Genomic DNA, 23,491 nt, shown 5'->3' with positions numbered 1-23,491 from the left:
AATTGTTATGAAACCAACCCTAAAACCAACCCGCTTACTAGTAGTGATGATTTTTGCCGCCTTGGCTATTTCTTGTTCTGATGATGGAAAAGATGGTGAAGACGGACTCAATGGCGAGCCAGGAACAGCAAACGTAATCTATAGCGAATGGCTTGCCGTTCCAACGGGAGCACCCGCAACCATAGACGGTACTTCTGGACTCCTCTATAATTTTGCTGCGCCTGAGATTACGACAGGCATCTTAGAAACAGGTGCCGTATTGGCCTACCTTCGATTTAGCACAGAAACCGTTCCCTTGCCTCATACTTCGCGCGCAGGAGGCACTGAAAATACAATTGCAGCCTATCCCGCTCTAGGCAATCTCAAAGTTTTCAGGTTCCGTCACGATGGAGGAACCCCAGCGGTACCTATAAGCTCCTTGGTGACCATCCGCTATATCATTATCCCAGGCGGCACTCCTGCGGCACGGCAAGTAAATTATAGAAATAAGAGCTACGAAGAAATCTGTGCCCTGTTTGGTATTCCAGAATAACCAATTACAAGTGCGGCCTGTTTTTATAATTCAAGTGAATGCAGAAAGACCTTCGTTACGGAGGTCTTTTTTTATGCGGCTAGCCATAAGAATACAGCCTTTATACTGCAAACAAATGCGGTTATCGTTTCAGAGTACAGAAAACCAAGTCCGGCGCCTGCCATTGGCCTTGCAAAAATTTGTAAATTTAAGGCATGAAAAAACCACAGCCGCCCATAGCTCCCAAAAAGCCTACCTTCAAAGAAAAGATAAGCGCCCTGAGCAACCTTCCTGCCTTTTTCAAGCTCGTCTGGCAGAGCAGTCCCAAAAAGACACTGTTCAGCATCGTCCTTCGCGTCCTTCGTTCCGCCATGCCCGTAGCCCTGCTCTATGTGGGCAAGCTCATCGTAGATCAAGTCGTGCAGCTCAGCACCACCCCACAGCCGCACGACACCACCTACCTGTGGGAACTCGTTGCCCTTGAGTTTATCCTTGCCATTACTTCAGACGCCCTGAGCCGTACCATTGCGCTCCTCGACAGCCTGCTCGGAGATACCTTTTCCAACCATACATCAGTCAAGATCATGCGGCATGCCGCCGACCTAGATTTAGAACAAACCGAAGACTCAGAATACTACGACAAGCTCGAGCGTGCCCGCCAGCAGACCCTTGGCCGTACCATGCTGCTCTCGCAGGTCATGTCGCAGCTGCAAGACATTATCTCTATGGTCTTCCTTATCGCAGGGCTCGTTACTTTCAGTCCGCTGCTCATACTGCTGCTCATCATCACCATACTGCCGTCCTTTCTCGGAGAATCCTATTTCAACAGCCAGAACTATTCCCTTACCCGAAGCCAGACCCCCGAGCGCCGCGAGCTCGATTACCTCCGCTACCTCGGTGCCAGCGACGAGACGGCCAAAGAAATCAAGATATTCAACCTGGCCGATTTTGTCATCGCCCGCTTCAAGAAGCTTTCAGACCAGTTCTATTACGACAATAGCAAGCTCGCCAAACGCAGGTCGTTCTGGGGCACGCTCTTTTCCATGCTCGGCAGTACCGGATACTACGGCGCCTACGTTTATATCATTACCCGCACCATTACAGGCCATCTTACGGTGGGCGACCTGACTTTTCTGGCAGGTTCCTTCCGCCAATTGCGAACCTTTACCGAAGGCATACTGCTGCGCTTCACCGTCATCTCGCAAGGCGCTATCTATCTTAACGACTTCCTTGACTTTTTCCAGATCAAGCCCTCTATAGCCGTTGCCAAGAACCCGATACCGTTCCCGAATCCGATTCGCGAAGGATTCACCTTTGAAAACGTCGGCTTCAAGTACCGCCACAGCGAGAACTGGGCCAACCGCCATCTTAATTTCACGCTACATCCTGGCGAAACGCTGGCGCTCGTCGGCGAAAACGGAGCCGGAAAGACCACCTTGGTCAAGCTGCTGGCGCGCCTCTACGAACCGACAGAAGGACGCATCCTGTTAGACGGGATCGACCTTAAGCAATACGACCCCAAAGAGCTGCAGCACAATATCGGCGTTATCTTTCAAGACTACCTTCGCTACCAGATGACCCTATCCAGCAACATTGCCGTAGGCGACATTACCCAGCTTGGCAACCAAGCGCTAATCAAAAAAGCAGCCCAAGGCAGCATGGCAGATGCCATAGCCGACAAGCTGCCCAATCAGTACGAACAGGCACTCGGCAAGCGTTTTAATAATGGAGTAGAACTCTCGGGAGGCGAATGGCAGAAAGTAGCCTTGGCCCGTATCTATATGAAAGAAGCACCCGTGCTGATTCTCGACGAACCGACGGCCGCGCTCGATGCCCGTGCCGAATATGAAGTCTTCCAGCGTTTTGCCCAAATGACCGAAGGACGTTCTGCCGTGCTGATCTCGCACCGTTTTTCTACAGCCCGCCTGGCCGACCGTATCCTGGTGTTAGACAAAGGGCAGCTGCTCGAAATCGGGACGCATGAAGAATTGCTCGCGCTAAACGGAAGGTATGCAGAGTTATTTTTGTTACAAGCGAGGGGATATAAGTAAGATGCTGTAATTAATTTCACGAATAATTTGGCTGTATAAACTATATATCGTAATATTGCGATATAATAAACAATACATGGGCGCTACAAAAAAAGATATCTTTAATGAAGAGCAGAACAGGCTGGCAACAGTCTTAAAAGCTTTGGCGCATCCGGCCCGCATTGCCATACTGCAATACATCATCAAGCAAGATGCCTGTATCTGCAACGACTTGGTGCAGGAACTCGGACTGGCCCAAGCCACCATCTCCCAGCATCTAAAAGAACTCAAGAACATAGGAATAATAAAAGGGAATATTGAAGGCACCAGCGTTTGCTATTGCATAGACGAAAAAGCCTGGAAACAGATAAAAATAGAATTGAACCATTTTTTTTCAGATACCATCAAAACAGAAGAATGCTGCTAGGCTTTTTTTTGAATTTATGTATCGCAATATTACGATTAACACGTTAAAAGTAGACAACACATGAAATTATCAGACGTAAAACAAATTTTGCCGGCATTAGAAAATGTCGAATTCCAGCTAGAAGACGGGACATTTGTTCCCGAACACTTTCACGTTACGGAAGTAGGGATCATCCAAAAACACTTTATTGACTGCGGCGGTACCGTCCGCCATGAAAAAGCCGTAAGCTTCCAGCTCTGGAATGCAGATGATTTTGAACACCGGCTAAAGCCAAACAAGCTGCTGCACATCATCCAGCTGTCCGAAGAAAAACTAGGCATAGAAGATTCAGAAATAGAAGTAGAATACCAGAGCGGCACGATCGGCAAATACGATCTAGACTTTAACGGAAAAACATTTGTACTAAAAAACAAGACAACCGCGTGCCTGGCACAAGAAGCGTGCGGCATTCCGTCCCAAAAACAAAAAGTAGCGCTATCAGGACTACAAGCAACGTCAGACGCTTCCAGATGCGCGCCAAATTCAGGATGCTGCTAGTCATGAAAGAAAAATGGATTCGATATAAAAAACCAATAATTATCACCACATCGGTTATCGTCTTGCAGCTTATTTTCGGATTCGATCCTAAATTCTGCATCATCAACCTGATCTGGCTGCTTGTATAAGAATATATGAAAACAAAAAAGATTTTAGTGCTCTGCACGGGCAACAGCTGCAGAAGCCAGATGGCCGAAGGCTATCTTAGGCACTTCGCGGGCGATAAAGCCGTTATCGTTAGCGCCGGAGTTGAAACCCATGGCGTAAACCCTAGGGCCATTGCTATCATGCAAGAAGATGGTATCGACATTGCGCACCATACCTCAAACAATCTCGACGAATACCTCGATATTGATTTTGACTTTGTCATCACGGTATGCGACAATGCCAAAGAAAACTGTCCTTTCTTCCCGACCAAAGCATTGCGTTTCCATCATAATTTCCCCGATCCTGCCAAAGCGATAGGCACGGAGGATGAAATTAAGGAACAGTTTAGGCACACAAGAGAGCTCATAAAAGACTACAGCAGAAAATTTGTAGCCGAGCAATTGCAATAAGGAAAAAGCCGTACTTCTGAAACATTGCTTCAGAGATACGGCTTTCTTATTCCTTTATAATAATTTCCCGTAGTGCTTTCTCCCTCACGCAATGAATATGATACATCCAGCAAGCTGCAAGAATAACCACAAGTGCTACGGCAGTAATAAAAAGCAATATATTTCTGGACAAGCATCCGGCGTTTTCATGCACTTCGTCTAAGCGATCATTTTTAATCATAAAAGGAGGGTCTTTTTTCAGGCATTTAAAATACTTCCATTTAGGTAGCTAAAAATTATACGATTTCACGCAGAATTTATATCGTTTTATAGTTTTTCTTTGAAAAAAGGAAAATAATCTGCTTTTTCTAGCAACGCTCCAGCGAATAAGCAAAAAACATTACGTTATGTGATAAGAAGAAAACGGAAGTCACGAGATGCTGTTTAGTAAGAAGGATCTCAAAGTAGAAATCACCAAAGAAAGCTTTATAAATTAAAGCCAAAGCCAACAATACCCTAAATAAAAGCCAAAAAAAATCTTTTGGCTGCTTTTTGACTACCTTTACGAAAAACGTATAAATTACATTATTAATATCGAAGGTCAATGAAGGAGTATGCTATTACGAATATAGTTTTGGTGGATGAGGATTTAGAAGAATGCCGTAATTTCCGCAAAGCGGTCGAAGAAATCGACCGCAACCTAAAGCTCTTGTGTTTTCATAGCTGCGAAGACGTGATGGAGCACCTGAACGATACCGATATACAATTGCCGAGTATTATTTTTTTAGAAATCCATTTCCCGACCATGAGCGGTATCGACTGCCTTAAAGAAATCCGTTCCCACAATACCCTTAAAGACTTGACAATTGCCATCTATTCCAATTCCACTACAGAAAGCAATCAAGAACTGGCGTTTAATAACCGGGCAAATATCTTTGTCAAAAAGCCAAAAGACTTTGATGGACTTAAGAAGATTATCAAGTCCATCGTAGACATCTCATTTCAGTTCGACAGTGCAGATTTTAATAAAGATACCTTTCTTTTTTCGGTATAACCTAATCAATATAAAGGCTTACACCCTTATCATCAATCCCAATCTGCTGCACCGTGTTTTCTGAAAGAGCAGACAATACTAATTCAAATACGTCTTCATCACTGATCTTATAGTTGATGCTGGCCGTTTTTTCGCCGTTAAAATAAAAATGCATATAGCCTGACTTCTGGAGTTCCGAAAGAAATTCCCCTTCGTTGCATTCGATGCTTCCGTCCAGTTCTTTTCCAAAATACCGTGACAGCCCCGTGCCACTCTCGATTCTCTCGGTCAAAAACTGCCTGATATCTTTTTCTTCAATCAAGACCTTGCACTTAGAAAAACTCAGGGTAAGAATGTGGGATATAGCATGCATCTGGATGTGTTTATTGTAAAGCTAGTCATTAATAGTTCGGCAGTACCCAAAAAGAACGTTAAAATAAGGCAGGCACAAAATTAAATAAGGCTAGGAAGAGTACCATCCCAAAATACCAGGCTGCTATAGCCAATAAGCAGCAAACAACGGTAATTCATAGCGGTACAATCCACTTTTAAATCATTACAACCTATTTTTTGTTTCATGCAATTCACTTATAAAAGCATGCAATCCATCTTTTACCTTTAAAAATCCACTTTTTTATCGCTACAAGTAGCTTATTAGGTGCTGCAATCGACTCTGTATCCTGTGCAATACGCTTTTAGAGCTTGCAATCGCCTTTACAAGTTCAGCAATTGCCTTTAGAGTGTGTACAACGCACTTTAATCACTTTACAATCGACTTTACAACCTTTTCAATTAAATATAACAATCAATAAATTATATCAATAATTGTGATAATTGAGATAAATTATTATAAAATACAATATTATGTAACAAATTTCGTTAAATTTGGAAAAGTATAAACCATAAAATCAGCTCACGATGAACAAGACACAAGAAGCACGCCTGCGAATGAGCAGGGCCGTAGAAGCCCATGGAGACAGCAACGCTGTAATTATCGCCACAGTACCCGCCTTTCAAGAATCGTTTCTGTTACTCAAGGCCAACAATGCAGCCATAGTAGCAGCATTCCAGCAAGAAGACCTGGTCACCAAAGGAATCACGACCGACAAGGTGGAAGCCAAAAAAGCACTGGCCATGATGGCCATAGACATCGCCCTGCCGATTTCTGCCTATGCCGTCAAATCAGGCAACAATGAACTCAAGGAAAAAGTTAGTTTTTCATTTTCAGACCTATTCCGCACTAAGGATGGACAGGTAGGCTCGCGTATCCGCAACATTAGCGATATCGGAAAGGAACACCTGTCGGGGCTGGCACACTACGGAATCAACCAGTCTGCGCTCGATACCTTAGAAGCCATGATTGACGACTATGAGCAGAAGGTACCGAATCCCAAGAATGCGGCGGCTATCAAAAAAGCAGTACGCGAGAACATCAAAAACCTATTTGCGAAGAACGCCCTCCTTTTAAAAGAACACCTCGACAAGACCGTTGTAGGCTTTAAGAAGAACTATCCCGATTTTGTATTGGCCTACAAAGCCAACCGCGTGATTATTAATCTTTCCTCAACCTCCACACAGCTCAAGGGCAAGATTGTCGATACGCAAGGAAAACCCATACCCGATGCCGTAGTAGCCCTGAACGGCACGCCCTTTACCGCTGTTACAGATGACAACGGACACTACCAGATGAAAAGCATTCCTTACGGAATGATCATTGTGACAGCCAAGGCCAGAGACTACCAGCCGTTTAGCTCCAGGCCATTCCAAATCAAAAGAGGGCAGATCAACAGCCTCGATATGACACTCTCCAAATAAGTAGGTTTGCGAACAAGAGGCCTTTCAACAGAAAGGTCTCTTGTTTATAAGAAACACACTATCTAAAAAAAACAATAAGCTCTCAAGCTTTTTTAATATATTCGTGTCGCATTGATACGAATGACAAGCAATGCTGCACTATTATACACAAAGAAACGATGGAAACACTACGCCAAAGAAAACTTTTTATTACTCGCGAAATAACGCTGCTAGAAGCAAAGCTTAATTATAAGACCTTAAAATACGGTAACGAGAACGAATACAAGATTCGATATGAAGATATACGCGAAAAAAACTCATATAAAGACATGCAGCTTATTTTTGCTATTATCGCAATAGGATTTTTCGTAATCGCTTTGCTCGGTTTTTCATTTGCCGAGACGGAAGGCGAGTCGTCAGGTTTAGAAATGTTTATTATTTTCGGAACAGTAGCTGTCGGTTTTCTAGGCTTTTATTTACTGAACCGTAAAAGCTTCTGGAAGATCAAGCTAGCAAATAACACCTTTCTTCTCGTCGAAAAAGACAAGCCAAGCGTACTAGAGACCAATACTTTTTTGGATATGCTATACGAAAAAAGAAATGCCTATTTAAAGGAAACCTATTTTCAGATTGATTCAAACCTTGAGTACGACTACAATTACCATAATCTGAAATGGCTATATGATATTGAAGTAGTGACCAAAGCAGAACTAGAAGAAAAGTATGCCGAACTGCAGGCACTTTATAAGCCCGATAAAAAATCAATCGGATTTGAAAGATAATACCGCATAAAAAACCGAAACAATAACTGTTTCGGTTTTTAGTTAGCAGGGTATTCCAATTTCTATTCTTTCAATCTCCTCCTGTAACACGCTCCATGGATCAGCATCCATTCCCAAAACTACAGAAACCGACTCGAACAACTCCTTATAATACGCAATCCCCCCAAGCAAGTTCTTCTGAAACGTAGCCCATTTCTTTAGCTGTCCTGCCGTAGCTGCCGCGCCATTTTGCAGCACCTCCTTTTTTAAGTAATCGATATACAGCCGCGCCTCTTTTACAAACAAATTCGGACGATCCGGAAAACCCATCACCGAGCCGTTGCCGTAAATATGGCGCACCATATCGTACAGCGACACCTCTCGGTCAAAATACGCCATATTAGGTCCCGGGCAGACCACAACGCCCTGCGCTTCGCCCTTTACCGTGATGCCCTGCTCCAGATACGACGCATTGGCAAGCCCAACGCACAGGCAGGCTTTTTCTGTAATGTCTGACCGTTTCTTTTTATACGCTTCGGCACTAAGCCCGTCTTTCTCATGCTCTACTAAGGCCAGCTGATGCTCCTGATACTTGCGCGATGCCGTACAAAGCCCCTTTTCGTCAAGCGTCTTATCCAGCGCGAGGTATTTCTTTGGACACGAACTCCCCGGACGTCCTAAATCGATGCGGTGCTGTTTCAGCCGCTCGTTCGTCGTGCCCCGTACCGTATTAAAAGGCACGCCCAACGGCGAGATACGACTCAAGTACAAATCCTTTTCGCCGGCGGCAGCCAGCAGCTTTCGGGTTTCACCATCAACAGAGGTAGCCTCGGACACCAGCAAGAAAGGAGAGCCCCATCCCACGGCATCGGCCCCGTACTGCTGCAGTAAAAAATCATGCTCAGCCGCCGTACCCACGCCCCCTTGCACCGTAATCTTTAACGGCAGCGGCTGTGCCGGAACCGGAAGCCCTTTCTGTTCCAAGGCTTTCGACAACAGCACGTGCGCTCCCACCGCCAGCTCATTGCGTTTCAGCCGAAACTCCTCCAATATCGGGCCCAGCAGCAGCCCTTCCGTAGCAAACGCATGCCCGCCGCAGTTCAGTCCCGACTCGATACGGTATTCCGACACCCATAAGCCTTTCTTGGCCAAAAAAATTCCCTGTATCAAGGCAGATCGGTAGTCGCTCACCTTCAAGACGATTTTTTTCTCGAGCCGTCCCTCCGCATCTGGAAAAAAACAGCCAAAGCTTTCCATATAGCTGTAGAGCCGCGGATTCATGCCTGCAGAAAATACGACCGACGATTGCAGCCGGCTCATCGCAAAGCCCCGCAGGGCCGTATGGGCATCGCTAAAGGCAGGCGGAAGCAGTTCGTTTTTGTCATAAGTATCCCTGTCGACTTTCGTCATGATGTTCACGTCGATAGCCCCCGGCGAGAAATGCCGTTCCAGAAAGTCGCGTACGCTCTGTCCCAATTGGTTGCCGTTCTCGAGCAGTTCGAGCAGTCCCTTTTTAAAGTCCGACTGGTTCGGCAGCATGCCGAGAAAACGGTCGAGGGCCAGCCGGCTTTCCGAAAGCTCCAGTTTAAAGGCCTCAAATTTCTCGCCAACGATACGGTCCATCAAGTTGAGGTAGCTTTTGATGCGTTCCGCACGATAATCATGAAATTTTTTGGTAATCTCCTGATACGGCAGGCTAAATTTCTGGCTGTAAAACGCACTCATCTTTTCGATAAGCTCATCATCGACTATAGAAACGACAGAAGAAATTCCGTACTGTGCGACCCGTATCGGACTGTCGATCGTAAACGAAAGTCCCATGACAGGAATATGGAAGGTATGGATAGAAGGAGTAGTGGTCATGTAATACAATTTAAAAGAATCGCAAAGATGGGCAAACCTGTTCGTCTAAAAGATGATAAATATCAGCTTCGGCGCGGCAAGAAGTAATGATGCTTTGCGCAGGCGACTTTTTTTAGTAATTTCGTAGAGCAGTGAGGCCAAGAAGCTATAGTACTGCCAGCATACAGTAAAGAATGGAAAGCCCGCTACTATACAAGATTGCCAAGCCCGATCCCTCGATAGCCGATTATGTCGAAAGCTTCTGGATGCTTCATAGCACCTCGGCCGAGCCCAAAAGTATCATCGTGCTGCCCGATGGAAGGATCGATATATTGTTTTCCTATTCCGATTCAGACCCTTTCGAAGGCAACCTTCGCGGACTCGATACCGAACCTTCGTATACCGAACTAGACCCCGGACGGATTATGTTTGCCGTCAGCCTTCGCCTGCTTGCAGTAGAATACCTGCTAGAAGGCAGTGTTTCTTCGCTGCTGAATAACGGATGTATTCTGCCTGCCGATTTTTGGAACATCACAAAAGACGACCTGTCCAATTTTGATTCTTTCTGCCATAAGATAACCCAGAAGATAGAAAGCCTGATACAGAGCAATCCCGACAGCAGGAAGCTGCGGCTTTTTGAACAGATCTATGCTTCTAACGGTAGTATGACGGTAAAAGAACTTTCCGAAACAGCCGGATGGAGCAGCCGGCAGATCAACCGCTATTTCAGCAGCCAGTTCGGCCTTCCGCTCAAGACCTATTGCGACATACTAAGGTTCAGGGCCTCTTTTGACCACCTCAAAGAAGGCAAGCTGTTCCCCGAGCAGGACTTTGCCGACCAAGCCCATTTCATACGCGACGTCAAGAAGTTTTCCGGCGTGCCTCCCAAAGCCTTATCCCAAAACAAAAACGACCGATTTATACAATTTTCACTGTTGAAGAAGCAATAGTTTTGCCTTGTAAAATTTAAATTTTCAACACTATGGTACTACAAGACAAAAAGATAGCCATCGTAGGCGGCGGTCCCGGAGGACTCACGCTCGCCAGACTTTTGCAACGCAAGGGCGCCAACGTAAAAGTATACGAAAGAGACGCCGGACGGTTTGTAAGAGTACAAGGAGCCACGCTCGACCTGCATGACGACTCAGGACTCAAAGCCCTTAAACAAGCAGGCCTTATGGATGCCTTTAAGCAAAACTACCGACCGGGAGCCGACAAGATGCGTATTGCCGACAAGCACGCACACATCGCTTACGACCAGCACGAAGAAGAAGAGAGTCGCACCGACTTTGGCCACGAACACTTCCGTCCCGAGATCGACCGCGGGCCGCTGCGCGATATCCTGCTCGATTCATTAGAACCCGAAACGGTCGTATGGAACAGCCACATACTGTCGCTACAGCAAGAAGAGAAGGGCTGGACGCTGCTATTTCAAGACGGTACGACAGCAACGGCCGACCTGGTCATAGGAGCCGACGGCGCCAATTCAAAAATACGTCCCTATCTCACGCCCATCAAGCCGTTCTATTCCGGCATCACTGTCGTAGAAGGGACGCTGTACGAAGCCGAAAAGAACGCGCCCCGTATCTATGAGCTCGTCAAAGGAGGCAAGGTCTTTGCGTTTGGCGACAGCAAATCCTTAATCGTCAGTTCCAAAGGCGACGGCAGCCTGGCTTTCTATACCGGATGCTGGACAGACGAATCTTGGGTACGCGACAGCGGTATCGATTTTAAGGACAGCCAATCGGTAGCTGCCTGGTTTCAAAAAGAATTTTCAGATTGGGATGCTGTCTGGCAAGAGTTAGTAACGGCCAAAGGAACCTCTTTTGTTCCAAGGCCGCAATACTGCATGCCGCTCGACCAGACTTGGGAGGCCCGTGCCGATATGACCTTGCTTGGCGATGCCGCGCACCTTATGCCGCCCTATGCAGGAGAAGGCGTGAACATGGCCATGCTGGATGCTTTGGAACTTAGCGAATGCCTCACGTCGCCAGAATATGCAGACATGACCGCTGCCATCGCACACTACGAAAAGCAGATGCGCAGCAGGGCCTCGCAGACCGCCAAGATGACTCTAGAACAGACCGATGCCCTGCATTCAGAAGGAGCCATCGACCACATGCTGCGCCTGTTTGAAGAATAAAGAAAATCAAGGAACCCTTGCCGCGCCAAAAAGCCGCTTTTTCCTAACTTTGAAAGCAGTATCAAAAAGACACTAATAGATTGATATGAAATTCCAAAACGAATATTTTTACATTCTTACGGGCGGACCGGGGGTAGGCAAGACCGCTGTCTTAGACGAACTCCAAAAAAGCGGCTACAGTACCGTGCCCGAAACCGCCCGCGCGATCATCAAAGAACAGATAGCCACAGCAGGAGAGGCGCTCCCGTGGAAAAACAAGGAACGTTATATGGAACTGATGCTGCTGGCTTCTGTAGAAAGCTATAAAGATGCGGCAGCTGCGGCTAGTCTGTCGCCTCTGTTTTTTGATCGAGGTATTTTAGATGCTTTTTGTTATGCGGCTATCATAGGCAAAGATCCAACGTCCGAGATGCAAGAAATAGCCACAACCTATCGCTACAGTTCTACCGTTTTTATCTTCCCGCCCTGGAAAGCCATTTATGAAACCGACAGCGAAAGAAAGCAAGACTGGAACGAGGCCGAAGCCACCTTTGAACAGATGAAAAAGACCTATGAAGCCTACGGCTACAAAGTCATTGAAGTGCCAAAAGGTACTGTTGCAGAAAGGAAAGATTTTATACTGCACCAGATCCACAAGCAAGAACAGAAGTAAGTAAACCGCCCAATCGAGCTTTATTTTTTATAACTTCGTATTCAGCAAGAAAACGCTGCTAGAGCAAGTATGGAAAGCAAAGAATACATCGTACGAAAAGCACGGCCTTCCGAATTTGAAGAAATCGGAAAGCTGATGGTAGCAACCTATTCGCAGCTCGAAGGTTTTCCAAAACCATCAGAGCAGCCCGACTACTATAAAAAGCTCGCTGCCGTTGGCGAATTTGCCGACAAGCCCAGCGGAGCGCTTTTGACAGCCGTTTCTCCTGCAGGAACTATCGAAGGTGGCGTGGTTTATTTTGGCGATATGCACTACTATGGTTCCGGAGGAACTGCCACGCAGGAAAGAAACACTTCAGGATTCAGGCTTTTGGCCGTAAGCCCCTCCGCAAGAGGCAAAGGCATCGGCAAGTTGCTGACCGAAGCCTGTATCAATAGAGCCAGAGAAGACGGCAACAGGCAGATCATCATCCATACGACAATGGCCATGCAGACCGCCTGGAAAATGTATGAACGCATGGGATTCAAAAGATCGAAAGACCTCGATTTTATGCAAGGGGAACTGGCCGTTTACGGATTCAGGATGCTTTTAGAATAAGACACAATAACAAGTCACGGTAACGAAATGGAAAAAGTAAACATAACACAAAAGCTTTCCTTATTCAACGATTATTGGAATCCAAGAATTGTTGGAGAGCTGAACGGACAGCACGTCAAGCTGGTCAAGTTTCAAGGAGAATTTGTCTGGCACAAGCACGATAACGAAGACGAGATGTTTATGGTTGTCAGCGGCCAGTTCCAGATGGAATTTCGCGACAAGACTGTAGAGCTGAAAGAAAACGAATTCCTGATCGTGCCGCGAGGCGTAGAGCATCGGCCGGTAGCACTGCAAGAAGTCTCTGTATTGCTTTTTGAACCCGCAACTACGCTAAATACAGGCGACGCAGAAAACAGCGAACTGACAAAACGCACTTTAGATACCCTATAACCGGCAATGGAAAACAAGCGAGAAATCCAATTGATGGAAATTGTAGACTGGGCGGCCTCCAGCGAGGCTATCAGGGCTGTACTCTTGACCAGTTCGCTCGTGAATCCCTATGCGCCAGTAGACCCGTTCAGCGATTTGGACATTGAGTTTGTCGTAAGCGACATCCAGCAATTTTTATCAGACGATACTTGGGTTGAAAACTTCGGCAAAAAGATAGCCATGATTGTCGAAAACGAAGACGCCTTTGAAGGCAGGCACGCCATGCGGATGGTCTTTTATGAAGACTATACCAAGGTAGACTTCAAGATCTATTCCGTAGAAAAGTTTTTAGAAGATGTGGCAGCAGACGAACTCCAAGAAGATTGGGATGTAGGCTATGTAGTCCTCTTAGACAAAGACGGACTTACAAAAAACATGAAGCCGCCTACCTATGAAGCCGTAATGATCCACAAACCTACGGAGCAGGAATTTGCCACGCTGTTTAATGATTTCTGGTGGGACATGACCTACGTAGCCAAATGCCTTTGGCGCGGCGACCTGTTCTACGCCAAATTCATGTCTGAAGATAACATGCGGACGCAGTACTTCACCACAATAATCGAATGGCACATCGGACTGGAGCACGATTGGAAAGTCTCGACCAATAAAAAAGGAAGGCTGTTTAAAAAATACCTGCCGTCAGCCCTATGGAAAAAAATTGAAGCCACATTTTCTGGCAGCGACATAGAAGACAACTGGCGCGCCCTGTTTGCCTATGCCGATATCGGCTCAGAATTAGGAATCGAGATGGCGAAAAAGCTCGGCTATCCCTATCCGATAGAACTCGAGCAAAACATAAGGACCTATCTGGAGCACGTACGGACCATGAAAAAAAAGGAAGAGCTATAAACACCGTGACGTTCTCTTCAAGATGTTGGAATTAAATCGTTAATTTGAATCAATATATTCGCTTATGAAAAATCTAAAGCTACTCTTAGTTGTTTTCTTCCTGCTGTCTGGCCTCGCTTCGCAAGCAGCCAAAGTAGATACGCTAGCCATTCCAAGTACCGCTATGGGAAAAACCTACAACGCGGCGGTAGTCTTGCCGAACTCGTATTCAAAAAGCAAAGCCAAATATCCGGTGATGTACCTGCTCCACGGAGCTTATGGACATTTTAGGGACTGGCTGAAAAGCACGCCGAATAAAATGACGATCAAAGACCTGGCCAATCAATACGATATTATTATCGTTATGCCAGAAGGCGAGACGTTTAGCTTTTATCTCGACAGTCCCGTAAACAAAGGAAGCCAGTTTGAAACCTACATCACCAAAGAAGTCGTCCAGAAAATCGACCAGACCTATAGGACGATCCATGAGAAAAAGGGACGTGTCATCACGGGCCTTTCTATGGGCGGACACGGCGCTTTGTATTTAGCCACAAAACACCCTGACCTATATGCCGCGGCCGGAAGCATGAGCGGCGCCGTCGATATGGGAACCATGAAAAACATGGGCGTAGACGCGCCAGAAAGAATAGACAAACTGATGGAGCCTGTTTTCGGGCCGGAAGGAGCGCCACAAGAAGTATATGCAGCCCATGCCGTGCTGAATATGATTGACAAGATGAAGGCAAACGCCCTGCCGCTGATTATTGATTGCGGCGTAGATGATTTCTTGATCGGGCCCAACAGAGAATTGCACAGAAGGCTTGTCTACGGCAAAGTGTCTCATGAGTATACCGAACGTCCTGGCGCCCACACTTGGGAATATTGGGAGAATGCACTGCCGTATCATGCTTTGTTCTTTTCAAAAATTTTTAAAGCCAATGGCACTGTAGCACAATAATATAAGAGGCAGTAATTTAAAAGACAAAATAAAAAGATTTTTAAAACGTTCTTTCTATACGCTATTAAAACAAGTAAACCCACACAATGAAATTTCTACAAGCAATTGTTCTCTTGATATCGCTTAATGCTATGGCACAAGCGGATATCGGAATCGGAATCGTATCTGTAAAATTGAACGGACAGACGGTACTGAAACTATACGCAGATCCTTATGACAAAGAACCCAAGCACATTCTCGAGTTCTTTAACGATGAAAACACAGAAAGCCTCGACCTCAAAGATTTCGAAAATCATGAAAAATGGCTGAAACCCGAAATATTTGCTATAGAAGACAACCAGCTCATTTTTAGATGCAAGTCGGAAGAACGATTTTGGGTCGAAATAATTGTAAACAACGAAACAGGAGAATCGTATTGGCTCAGGAAAACCAAAACAACCGACCTCAATACCTGGGAAGGATTCTTGAAAGAAATGTTTATGATTTCCCGAAATGATTTTCCGCAAGAAATCAAGACACAGCCCAACGATGAAGCCAAAGAAATCCAATTTGACGGAGACGAATGCTTTCAGGTCAAGACCATGAAAGGCGATTGGATCCAGATCTTCACAGGCCCGCATTGCGACGATGTTGGCGGCGGCAGTCTGAAGTCAGGCTGGATACGATGGAAAGAAGGCAGCAAGTTGCTCATTGATTATTTTTTGACGTCGTAAACTATTAAAGAAATAACAAAAAGGCTTTCAGGATGTATTTCCGAGAGCCTTTTTTTGTTAAAACACTTATGGAGTAGGGGATTCTCTATTTCAAATCCCGTACTTTGTAGTACAAGAATTTTAGCCTCACCATGATCAAAAAACTAAAAGAAGAAATCCTGCTGAAAGACGCTTCCATAAAAAAAGTACAGTTTGACAAATATTGGTTTTACGACCTGAAAGATGTAGAAGATTATCTGAATGAAGACCTTTCAGAAGTAGAATGCATACACCTGCCTTTTTTAATCGATGAGGTCAGGGTCAACACCAAATGTGCCACGCTAGAAGATATAGAACGTGCAAGAAATAGAGAAGGCAAAACTTTTTAGCCGAACACAATCCATTTCTTTTTCGTTATTTTTATGCGGTAAATAAAAAAACATGAAGACTCTCTGCTGGCTCGTCGTCCTACTGAATATTGCTTTTACTTTAGGTGCAAGAGCACAGGTTTCGGGCTGTACAGATCCGCTGTCTAAAAACTACAATCCGCAAGCCACATGGAACGACGGGAGCTGCGACTATAAAAAAGCAAAGATAAAACCCGATTTTTCTAAAAAGCTAGACAAGAAATTGCACGAAACTTCTGGCCTTCTCTTTTGGGATGGAAAACTGTGGACGCAAAATGACGACAAGGACACGGCTCTTTATGCCTTGGACACGATTTCCGGCGAAATACAGCAATCGTATGAATTGAAAAATGTAGCAAATAAAGACTGGGAGGAGATTTCGCAGGATAGCAGCTACCTTTATATAGGCGATTTCGGAAACAACTCGGCAGGAAACAGGAAAGACTTACGCATCTTGCGAATTCAAAAGAATTCGCTTTCCGTAAATCCAGTAATTGACACGATCCATTTCAGCTATTCCGACCAGATAGATTTCACGCCTTCAAGAGCCAACAAGACAGAGTATGACGGCGAAGCTTTTATCGTTTCAAAAGACAGCATCTATATTTTTACCAAGCAATGGACATCTCAGAAGACGGCGGTATATTCGCTCCCGAAACTTCCAGGCCAGCACATAGCGAAATTAAAAACAATACACGATGTAAGAGGATTGATTACCGGAGCTACTTTCTTAGAGTCAAAGAATTTGGTCGTCTTATGCGGCTATACCAAACGACTCAAGCCTTTTTTATATCTCTTATACGATTTTAGCGGTGCTGATTTTTTTGCCGGAAACAAAAGAAGAATCAAGCTGCGGCTTCCATTCCATCAAGTAGAAGGAGTTGCCACAGAAAACGGATTGCAGTATTACCTGACCAATGAAAATTTCTCCAGAAAGCCTTTTATAAACAAACCTCAAAAATTCCACAAGGTGGATTTGAGCGGTCTTTTGAAAGCATATTTAGAAAAGAAAAAGGAAATAGTTAGAAAGGAAAATTAGTAGTGATTTACTAATTTTTTGAAAAAGACGGATTATTTAAAAGAAAATATGTTTTTAGTTTATTTAATTAATATGTAATAAGTTACAGCCTTTTTAAGGAAAGTAAAACCTAGAGAATCGAATAAAAAAGTATTAAATTTCTCTAAAAACTTTTTTTTGGCTTTATTTTTGGAATACATTTATAAACAAATAAAAAATAACATTATGAAAAGAATATTTTTACTTTTAGCTATTGTCGGAATGACAGCATTACAAAGTTGTACTAACGATGACGATCGTGTTGATAACGACACAATTGCAGAGGTTTTTGAAATCAACCAAAACACAACTTTCAACGCAGGAAACGGTTATAAAATTAACTACTCTTTGCTTCCTCCTATTTTCAATTCAGATATGATTATGATATATAGGCTTTCAGGTACTGCAGGAGGACAAGATGTATGGGAAGCACTTCCACAAACCTATTTCTTTAGCTCTGGAGCTGAGTACTTGCAATATACTTTTGACTTTACTGTAAATTCAATCAATATTTATATTGATAGTAATTTCCCTGCTGAAGAAGAACCAGCATTTTCTGTAAACCAAGTTTTCCGTGTCGTAATTATTCCAGGTTACCTGTCTAACAAAGCAGCAAATTCTGGTAAAGGAGCTACAGCTGCACCTGCAGTTGACCTTAGCGATTACAATGCAGTAATCAAAGCGTACGGATTGAATGACAGCAATGTGAAAACATTAGAATCCAGAAAATAATATTGAAATAAAAAAGAGGCTTCGGCCTCTTTTTTTATGCCCATAAAAAAAGCCAGCTAAACAGCTGGCTTTTTTGCAGTGAATTAATAATTAACTCTTTAGAAGCAAAAGTTTTGTTGCTTTTAATTTTTTGCGAAAGTAAATCGTATTTGCATTTCCGAAATAGCGTGCTATTGTCAGTCTGGCCATCAAATAACTCAAAGTAGATTCGGCGCCTTGGTTAAGGTTTACGTTGTTTTCTTCAAGTCCGTCGAAACAGCCACCCGTACATGGATTGTAAATAATCTGTTTTAGATGATTGTTGCCCAAGAACCAGTTGAAAGCGATTTCCATCTTATTAAGATATTCTTCATCCTTAAAAATATCATGGAACTTACGCAAGGCTAAGATAGTATACGCCACATCAATTGGCTGCTCTCCATAACTATGCTTGTCTTGCCCTTTGATATGCCAGCTCTTGTTGGAAATTACTTTGATACTGTTATCAGAAAAAGTATTGTCCAGCAAGAAGTCAAAAGATTCTCTTGCAATTTCTTTATATTCTTCCTTATTCGTGACAGCATAAGCGCAAAGCAATGCTTCTGGAAGTACGCTGTTGGCATAGGTAAGATAGCTTTCAAACCATTTCCAGTTTATAGAGCTTTCATGCTTGTACATCTGCACGAGCCTGTCGGCAAATATTTTGATATAGATTTGATTGTCGAGATCTTTCACCTGTCTGTTGAAATAATACAGTCCTTTGATGATAAAAGCCATCGCTCTTGTCGAGTGCATCTTTTCGGTCTGCAGCATGGCTTTCCTGAATAAGGCTTCGGCTTTTTTAGTAAAATTTGAAGGCAGCATAGGAGCCAATGATACCAAATATCCTAAAGCCCATATAGCACGGCCGGAGCTGTCTTCAAGATTTACAGAATTATTCTGAGGCGTGAAATTTTTGTCTACATCCACATAATTCTTGAATTTTCCATCATCGTCGATACAATAGGAAATAAAATTGAGGTAGATGTTGATGTATTTTAAGTCTTCAATATCTCTTGTTAGCTTGTAATCTTGGCACAAAGCAATTAATGCTCTGGCATTGTCGTCAAGCGTATAGCCTGAATTTGGGTCAGGACGGTTTAATTTTGAAAACTGGAACATTCCGAATTCAGTAGTCATCTTTTTAATATGATCCAAGTTGAGTTTCGGATTCCTGTAATGCAATTCTATTTTTCCGCCTGAAACTTTCTGGAACAATACGGCATGTGCCACCGCTGAATTTTCCCAAGCGGTATGCATGATTTTATGAAGACCATTCAGTATCATATTTTTTCGCAAGCCGATGTCGTAAATAAGCAAGTTGACGGCTTCGGCTAATTGTTTGGAATTTCCAAAGTCGAAAGTAAGTCCAGAACCATCGGCAAGCATTTCTTTGGCATGAGGAATCGGCGTGGAAACAATCGCACAACCACAGCTCATGGCATACGAAAAAGTACCGCTGACAGCTTGGTTTGGGTCTTTAGAAGTGAAAAGATAAATATCGGTCAGCTGCAAATAATCCAGCAATTCATTTAACGGAAGATATTTGTTTACGAACTGCACATGATTTTCAAGTTTCAATTCTTTGATTTTTTGCTGTAAGGAATCGCGATACGATTCTCCTTCATGCAACACAACGCCCGGATGGGTCTTGCCTATAATTAGGAAAAGCACGTCCGGGCTTTTGTTTATAATGTTTGGCAGTGCGTCTAAAGTCGTCTCAATACTTTTTCCAGAACTAAGAAGTCCGAAAGTAGAAAGGACCTTTCTGCCTTTTACGCCATATTTGGCTTTCAGCGCATTTTTATCGGTATGCGGTACCAAGTGGGTTCCGTGCGGAATCACGCTGATTTTTTCAGAAGCTACCGTATAATCTTCTTTAAGGATGGCTTCTGAATTTTTTGTCATTACAATTATAGAATCCGCCCTGTCAAGAATATGCTGTACCTTTTTCTGAAATTCAACATCGGGTCTTGGCAATACCGTATGGAATACAACCACCAAAGGCTTCTCGATTTCTAATAAGAAAGCATTGAAGCTCTCATTGTCCTGGAAAAGCCCAAACTCATGCTGGATTACGACTACCTTAATATTGTCATCGTTATTTATAGTTTCTGCAATAGTCCTAAATGAAGCAGGATCAGAAGTGTTTAAAGTATATTTTACTTCTTCGTCGGCATACAGATGTCTTTCGTGTTCGTTTTCCAGAGCGCAAACGGTCAAGGAAAAAGAACTTACATATTGATTGTTCAATGCTTTCATCAAATCTTGAGAATAGGTGGCAATGCCACACTCTCTCGGAGGATAGGATGTTATAAATAAGATTTCCGGCAATTGCTCGTCATCTCCAAGCGTATTGACGCGTGATGGAAAGACAAGACTGTCTGATTTTAAGATAGGAGTAGCGGAGTTGTGTGGTAGGTTTTTCATATTCCTTTTCAGTTTTTGGCAGTTCTTATTAGTATAGTTCTCTAGCGATGGATTTATGGATTAACTCGATGCGCCCATTCATTAGCTCTGTCTTTCGCTTTATTAGCCAAAGCTTCACCGTCTTCCAAAGCACTATTGAATTCTTTTTTTGCCTTGCGCTGCAATTCGTTCAGTTTACTTTTGAAGTTGTCTCTTGCCTCAAGGGCTTTTTCAGACAGCTTGTTCTTTTTGGATTTCTTTTTTGCGACTATAAGTCCGACTACAGCTATGGCAGCGACTCCTACGGCAATACCTAAAACTAATTTTTTTGAGCTCATAACGATTGTTTTTTAGTGATTAAATATCTTGGATTCTAAAATTAGTTATAAAGTAGTAAAAGTGTATTTGTGTTATGTAATGTTTAACATAATTAACAAATAATTGATTTTTTAGTATTTATTTTGAATTGTTTTTGTTTTTAATGAATATTATATAATTCTTAGATTAAGTTATAAAATTCTGAATGACTAATGATGGTCTTGTAAATGTATGTTTGGTGTTTTTGATATATTTTAGGGGTGTATGGTATGTTATTTTATAAAATTATAGGTTTGACCCTAAAAAAAATAGGGTAAAAATAATTTCAAGTAATAAAAATTATATCTTTGCATCAAATTAATCAGAAATCTAAAATCACTCTTATGTCGACATTTCGTTTTCAAGCATTAGCACAGACGGCTGGAAGAAAGCCAGTTAAATTTGAAGAACTGGAAAGAAAATCTGCAATTTTTGGCAGCAATGTATTTAATGACAAAGCCATGCGCCAATTTTTAACGCAAGATGCCTATCAAGGTGTAAAAGATGCCATCCAGCACGGAAAAAAAATTGATAGAAAACTAGCGGACTATATTGCTCTTGGAATGAAAGAATGGGCATTGACAAAAGGAGTAACACATTATACGCACTGGTTCCAGCCTTTGACAGGAACAACTGCCGAAAAACATGATGCTTTTTTTGAAACATCGTATGACGGAAGCGATCCAGTTGAAAAATTCGGTGGTGGACAATTAGTGCAGCAAGAACCAGATGCTTCGAGTTTCCCTAATGGAGGAATCAGAAATACCTTCGAAGCTAGAGGATATACCGCTTGGGATCCTACATCTCCTGCTTTTATTTTTGGAACGACACTATGTATCCCTACAGTTTTCATCTCCTATACAGGTGAAGCTTTAGATTATAAGACACCTTTGTTGAGAGCTTTGCACTCTATCGACGAAGCTGCAGCATCTGTTTGCCGCTATTTCGATAAAAATGTAAAGAAAGTTACTGCGACTTTAGGGTGGGAACAAGAATATTTCCTTATTGATTCAGCTTTGGCTAATTCTCGTCCAGACATATTAATGACAGGAAGAACATTATTAGGACATACTTCTGCAAAAGGACAGCAATTGGACGACCATTATTTTGGTTCGATTCCGACAAGAGTCCTTACTTATATGAGAGAGTTGGAATACGAGTGTATGCTTTTGGGAATTCCAGTAAAAACACGTCACAACGAAGTTGCACCGAACCAATTTGAGCTGGCTCCTATTTTTGAAGAAACCAACCTAGCTGTAGACCACAACTCATTATTGATGGACGTAATGCAGAAGGTAGCAGAACGCCATGATTTTAAAGTACTCTTCCACGAGAAGCCATTCAAAGGCGTAAACGGTTCTGGGAAACACAACAACTGGTCTTTGGCGACAGATACAGGAGTAAACTTATTAGGCCCAGGAAAAACGCCGATGAGCAACCTGCAATTCCTGACTTTCTTTATCAATACAATCAAAGCAGTACACACCCACGAAGAATTATTGAGAGCTGCAATTGCAACAGCGAGCAACGATCACCGTCTTGGTGCCAACGAAGCGCCTCCTGCAATCATCTCAGTTTTCATCGGTCAGCAATTGACTAAAGTTTTAGAAGAATTAGAAGGTGTTTCTAACGGAAAATTATCTCCTGAAGAAAAAACCGACCTTAAATTGAACGTGGTAGGAAAAATTCCAGACGTATTATTAGACAATACAGACAGAAACAGGACTTCGCCATTTGCATTTACAGGAAACAAATTTGAGTTTAGAGCTGTAGGTTCTTCTGCAAACTGCGCGAACGCAATGACTACTTTAAATTCAATCGTAGCAAAACAATTGATTGATTTCAAGAACGAAGTCGATGCCTTGATCGAAGGTAAAGACATGAAGAAAGATGACGCCATCTTCAACGTATTGAGAGAATACATCAAGCAGACAAAAAATATCCTTTTTGAAGGCGACGGTTATAGCGATGCTTGGCAGAAAGAAGCGGCAAAGCGAAAATTGAGCAACTTCAAGACAACTCCAGAAGCTTTAAAAGCGAAAGTTTCTAAAAAAGCAATCGAATTGTTCCAAGAATTAGGAGTAATGAACCACGTAGAAGTTGAGGCTCGTTATGAAATCGAAATGGAAGAATACACTAAGAAAATCCAGATTGAAGGAAGAGTTCTTGGTGACATTGCTAGAAATCATGTAGTTCCGACAGCGATTCGCTACCAAAACCTTTTGATCGAAAATGTAAGAGGCCTGAAAGATATCTTTGGTAAAGAATATGAAACGATTGCTAAAGAGCAGATTTCATTAATCAAAGAAATTTCCGGACATATCGAAGGTATCAATACTAAGGTAGAAGAAATGACGGAAGAACGCAAAAAAGCGAACAACCTTCCAGATACAGAAAAAATGGCAATAGCTTATTGCAATAAAGTGAAGCCTTATTTCGAAATCATCAGAGAACATTGCGATAAGCTAGAACTTTTGGTAGATGACGAAATCTGGACACTGACTAAATACAGAGAATTATTATTTACAAAATAATAATCTGCTATACACAAACAACACAACAACACAAAAAGCCTGCTCAAATAGCAGGCTTTTTTTATGAAAAATAAGAAACAAGGAGATAACGAATTATTAATAGCAGAAAATTTGTACACTTTAATTTCTACAAAATTGTTTTTTGCAAACAATCTCTTACGAAATAGTTAATCTAATATGATGTGAATATGAATTTTTTAATTATTT

At 43.0% G+C, this 23,491-nt stretch carries 25 protein-coding genes; 21 read left to right on the top strand and 4 right to left on the bottom strand.

The features are described 5' to 3' along the window. Window positions 1–7 precede the first annotated feature (7 nt). The 7 genes from CLV94_RS01720 to CLV94_RS01690 all read left to right on the top strand — a co-directional run bounded on the left by CLV94_RS01720 (window position 8) and on the right by CLV94_RS01690 (window position 5,095). Entirely contained in the window at window positions 8–532 is a 525-nt protein-coding gene (locus CLV94_RS01720) for a hypothetical protein (protein WP_147406554.1), read from the top strand. Window positions 533–726: 194 nt separating this feature from the next. Further along, window positions 727–2,562, top strand: a complete 1,836-nt coding sequence (locus tag CLV94_RS01715; protein ID WP_121374737.1) for an ABC transporter ATP-binding protein — start codon at window positions 727–729, stop codon at window positions 2,560–2,562. A gap of 76 nt (window positions 2,563–2,638) precedes the next feature. Beyond that, window positions 2,639–2,968, top strand: coding sequence for an ArsR/SmtB family transcription factor (locus CLV94_RS01710; protein ID WP_121374736.1), 330 nt, complete (start codon window positions 2,639–2,641; stop codon window positions 2,966–2,968). A gap of 60 nt (window positions 2,969–3,028) precedes the next feature. Next, window positions 3,029–3,505 carry a DUF6428 family protein gene (locus CLV94_RS01705; protein ID WP_121374735.1) on the top strand — a complete coding sequence of 159 codons (477 nt, stop codon included), beginning with the start codon at window positions 3,029–3,031 and terminating at the stop codon, window positions 3,503–3,505. Continuing rightward, on the top strand, window positions 3,478–3,633 hold the full coding sequence (locus CLV94_RS16980; protein ID WP_170148727.1) for a hypothetical protein: 156 nt from the start codon (window positions 3,478–3,480) through the stop codon (window positions 3,631–3,633). The genes CLV94_RS01705 and CLV94_RS16980 overlap by 28 nt, the downstream gene beginning before the upstream one ends. Window positions 3,634–3,639: 6 nt before the next feature. Continuing rightward, window positions 3,640–4,062: an arsenate reductase ArsC gene (locus CLV94_RS01700; RefSeq protein WP_121374734.1), complete on the top strand. Its 423-nt coding sequence runs from the start codon at window positions 3,640–3,642 to the stop codon at window positions 4,060–4,062. A 583-nt stretch (window positions 4,063–4,645) separates the two neighbouring features. Next, window positions 4,646–5,095, top strand: a complete 450-nt coding sequence (locus tag CLV94_RS01690) for a response regulator (RefSeq protein WP_121374732.1) — start codon at window positions 4,646–4,648, stop codon at window positions 5,093–5,095. Between the two features lies 1 nt (window position 5,096). Here CLV94_RS01690 and CLV94_RS01685 read toward each other — a convergent pair whose 3' ends face one another. Next, the gene (locus CLV94_RS01685) at window positions 5,097–5,447 is read right to left on the bottom strand and encodes a hypothetical protein (protein WP_147406553.1); all 351 of its coding nucleotides are present in this window, start codon (window positions 5,445–5,447) and stop codon (window positions 5,097–5,099) included. A gap of 545 nt (window positions 5,448–5,992) precedes the next feature. On the opposite strand from CLV94_RS01685, the gene CLV94_RS01680 reads away from it, so the two are divergent. After that, a complete protein-coding gene (locus tag CLV94_RS01680) occupies window positions 5,993–6,889 on the top strand; it encodes a carboxypeptidase-like regulatory domain-containing protein (protein WP_121374730.1) in 897 nt (298 codons plus the stop codon). 158 nt (window positions 6,890–7,047) lie between these two features. Next, window positions 7,048–7,650 carry a hypothetical protein gene (locus tag CLV94_RS01675; RefSeq protein ID WP_121374729.1) on the top strand — a complete coding sequence of 201 codons (603 nt, stop codon included), beginning with the start codon at window positions 7,048–7,050 and terminating at the stop codon, window positions 7,648–7,650. Between the two features lie 42 nt (window positions 7,651–7,692). Here the strand turns inward: CLV94_RS01675 and CLV94_RS01670 are convergent, their stop codons facing one another. Further along, a complete protein-coding gene (locus tag CLV94_RS01670; protein WP_211331172.1) occupies window positions 7,693–9,492 on the bottom strand; it encodes a hypothetical protein in 1,800 nt (599 codons plus the stop codon). Window positions 9,493–9,665: 173 nt separating this feature from the next. Here CLV94_RS01670 and CLV94_RS01665 point away from each other — a divergent pair, with 173 nt between their 5' ends. The 11 genes from CLV94_RS01665 to CLV94_RS01615 all read left to right on the top strand — a co-directional run bounded on the left by CLV94_RS01665 (window position 9,666) and on the right by CLV94_RS01615 (window position 17,966). Then, on the top strand, window positions 9,666–10,421 hold the full coding sequence (locus CLV94_RS01665; protein ID WP_121374728.1) for a helix-turn-helix domain-containing protein: 756 nt from the start codon (window positions 9,666–9,668) through the stop codon (window positions 10,419–10,421). Between the two features lie 32 nt (window positions 10,422–10,453). Next, on the top strand, window positions 10,454–11,614 hold the full coding sequence (locus tag CLV94_RS01660) for an FAD-dependent oxidoreductase (protein WP_121374727.1): 1,161 nt from the start codon (window positions 10,454–10,456) through the stop codon (window positions 11,612–11,614). A gap of 85 nt (window positions 11,615–11,699) precedes the next feature. Next, window positions 11,700–12,266: an AAA family ATPase gene (locus CLV94_RS01655; RefSeq protein ID WP_121374726.1), complete on the top strand. Its 567-nt coding sequence runs from the start codon at window positions 11,700–11,702 to the stop codon at window positions 12,264–12,266. 69 nt (window positions 12,267–12,335) lie between these two features. Next, on the top strand, window positions 12,336–12,863 hold the full coding sequence (locus CLV94_RS01650; RefSeq protein ID WP_121374725.1) for a GNAT family N-acetyltransferase: 528 nt from the start codon (window positions 12,336–12,338) through the stop codon (window positions 12,861–12,863). Between the two features lie 27 nt (window positions 12,864–12,890). Continuing rightward, a complete protein-coding gene (locus CLV94_RS01645) occupies window positions 12,891–13,253 on the top strand; it encodes a cupin domain-containing protein (RefSeq protein ID WP_121374724.1) in 363 nt (120 codons plus the stop codon). Between the two features lie 6 nt (window positions 13,254–13,259). After that, on the top strand, window positions 13,260–14,141 hold the full coding sequence (locus CLV94_RS01640) for an AadS family aminoglycoside 6-adenylyltransferase (protein ID WP_121374723.1): 882 nt from the start codon (window positions 13,260–13,262) through the stop codon (window positions 14,139–14,141). 64 nt (window positions 14,142–14,205) lie between these two features. Next, window positions 14,206–15,078 carry an alpha/beta hydrolase gene (locus tag CLV94_RS01635; protein WP_121374722.1) on the top strand — a complete coding sequence of 291 codons (873 nt, stop codon included), beginning with the start codon at window positions 14,206–14,208 and terminating at the stop codon, window positions 15,076–15,078. Between the two features lie 86 nt (window positions 15,079–15,164). Then, the gene (locus CLV94_RS01630) at window positions 15,165–15,791 is read left to right on the top strand and encodes a hypothetical protein (protein WP_121374721.1); all 627 of its coding nucleotides are present in this window, start codon (window positions 15,165–15,167) and stop codon (window positions 15,789–15,791) included. A gap of 131 nt (window positions 15,792–15,922) precedes the next feature. Further along, a complete protein-coding gene (locus CLV94_RS01625; RefSeq protein WP_121374720.1) occupies window positions 15,923–16,159 on the top strand; it encodes a hypothetical protein in 237 nt (78 codons plus the stop codon). Window positions 16,160–16,211: 52 nt separating this feature from the next. Continuing rightward, the gene (locus CLV94_RS01620; protein ID WP_121374719.1) at window positions 16,212–17,216 is read left to right on the top strand and encodes a T9SS C-terminal target domain-containing protein; all 1,005 of its coding nucleotides are present in this window, start codon (window positions 16,212–16,214) and stop codon (window positions 17,214–17,216) included. A gap of 204 nt (window positions 17,217–17,420) precedes the next feature. Then, window positions 17,421–17,966, top strand: coding sequence for a hypothetical protein (locus CLV94_RS01615; protein ID WP_121374718.1), 546 nt, complete (start codon window positions 17,421–17,423; stop codon window positions 17,964–17,966). Window positions 17,967–18,056: 90 nt separating this feature from the next. Here the strand turns inward: CLV94_RS01615 and CLV94_RS01610 are convergent, their stop codons facing one another. Then, on the bottom strand, window positions 18,057–20,414 hold the full coding sequence (locus CLV94_RS01610; RefSeq protein WP_121374717.1) for a glycosyltransferase: 2,358 nt from the start codon (window positions 20,412–20,414) through the stop codon (window positions 18,057–18,059). 53 nt (window positions 20,415–20,467) lie between these two features. Next, on the bottom strand, window positions 20,468–20,731 hold the full coding sequence (locus CLV94_RS01605; RefSeq protein WP_121374716.1) for a hypothetical protein: 264 nt from the start codon (window positions 20,729–20,731) through the stop codon (window positions 20,468–20,470). Between the two features lie 363 nt (window positions 20,732–21,094). Between CLV94_RS01605 and CLV94_RS01600 the strand changes: the two genes are divergently transcribed. Beyond that, the gene (locus tag CLV94_RS01600) at window positions 21,095–23,284 is read left to right on the top strand and encodes a glutamine synthetase III family protein (RefSeq protein WP_121374715.1); all 2,190 of its coding nucleotides are present in this window, start codon (window positions 21,095–21,097) and stop codon (window positions 23,282–23,284) included. Window positions 23,285–23,491: the final 207 nt, after the last annotated feature.

The sequence above is a fragment of the Flavobacterium endophyticum genome, from assembly GCF_003634455.1.
GTDB lineage: Bacteria > Bacteroidota > Bacteroidia > Flavobacteriales > Flavobacteriaceae > Flavobacterium > Flavobacterium endophyticum.
Note: the sequence above shows the minus strand (reverse complement) of the source record. Positions and strands in the feature narration are given on the sequence as shown.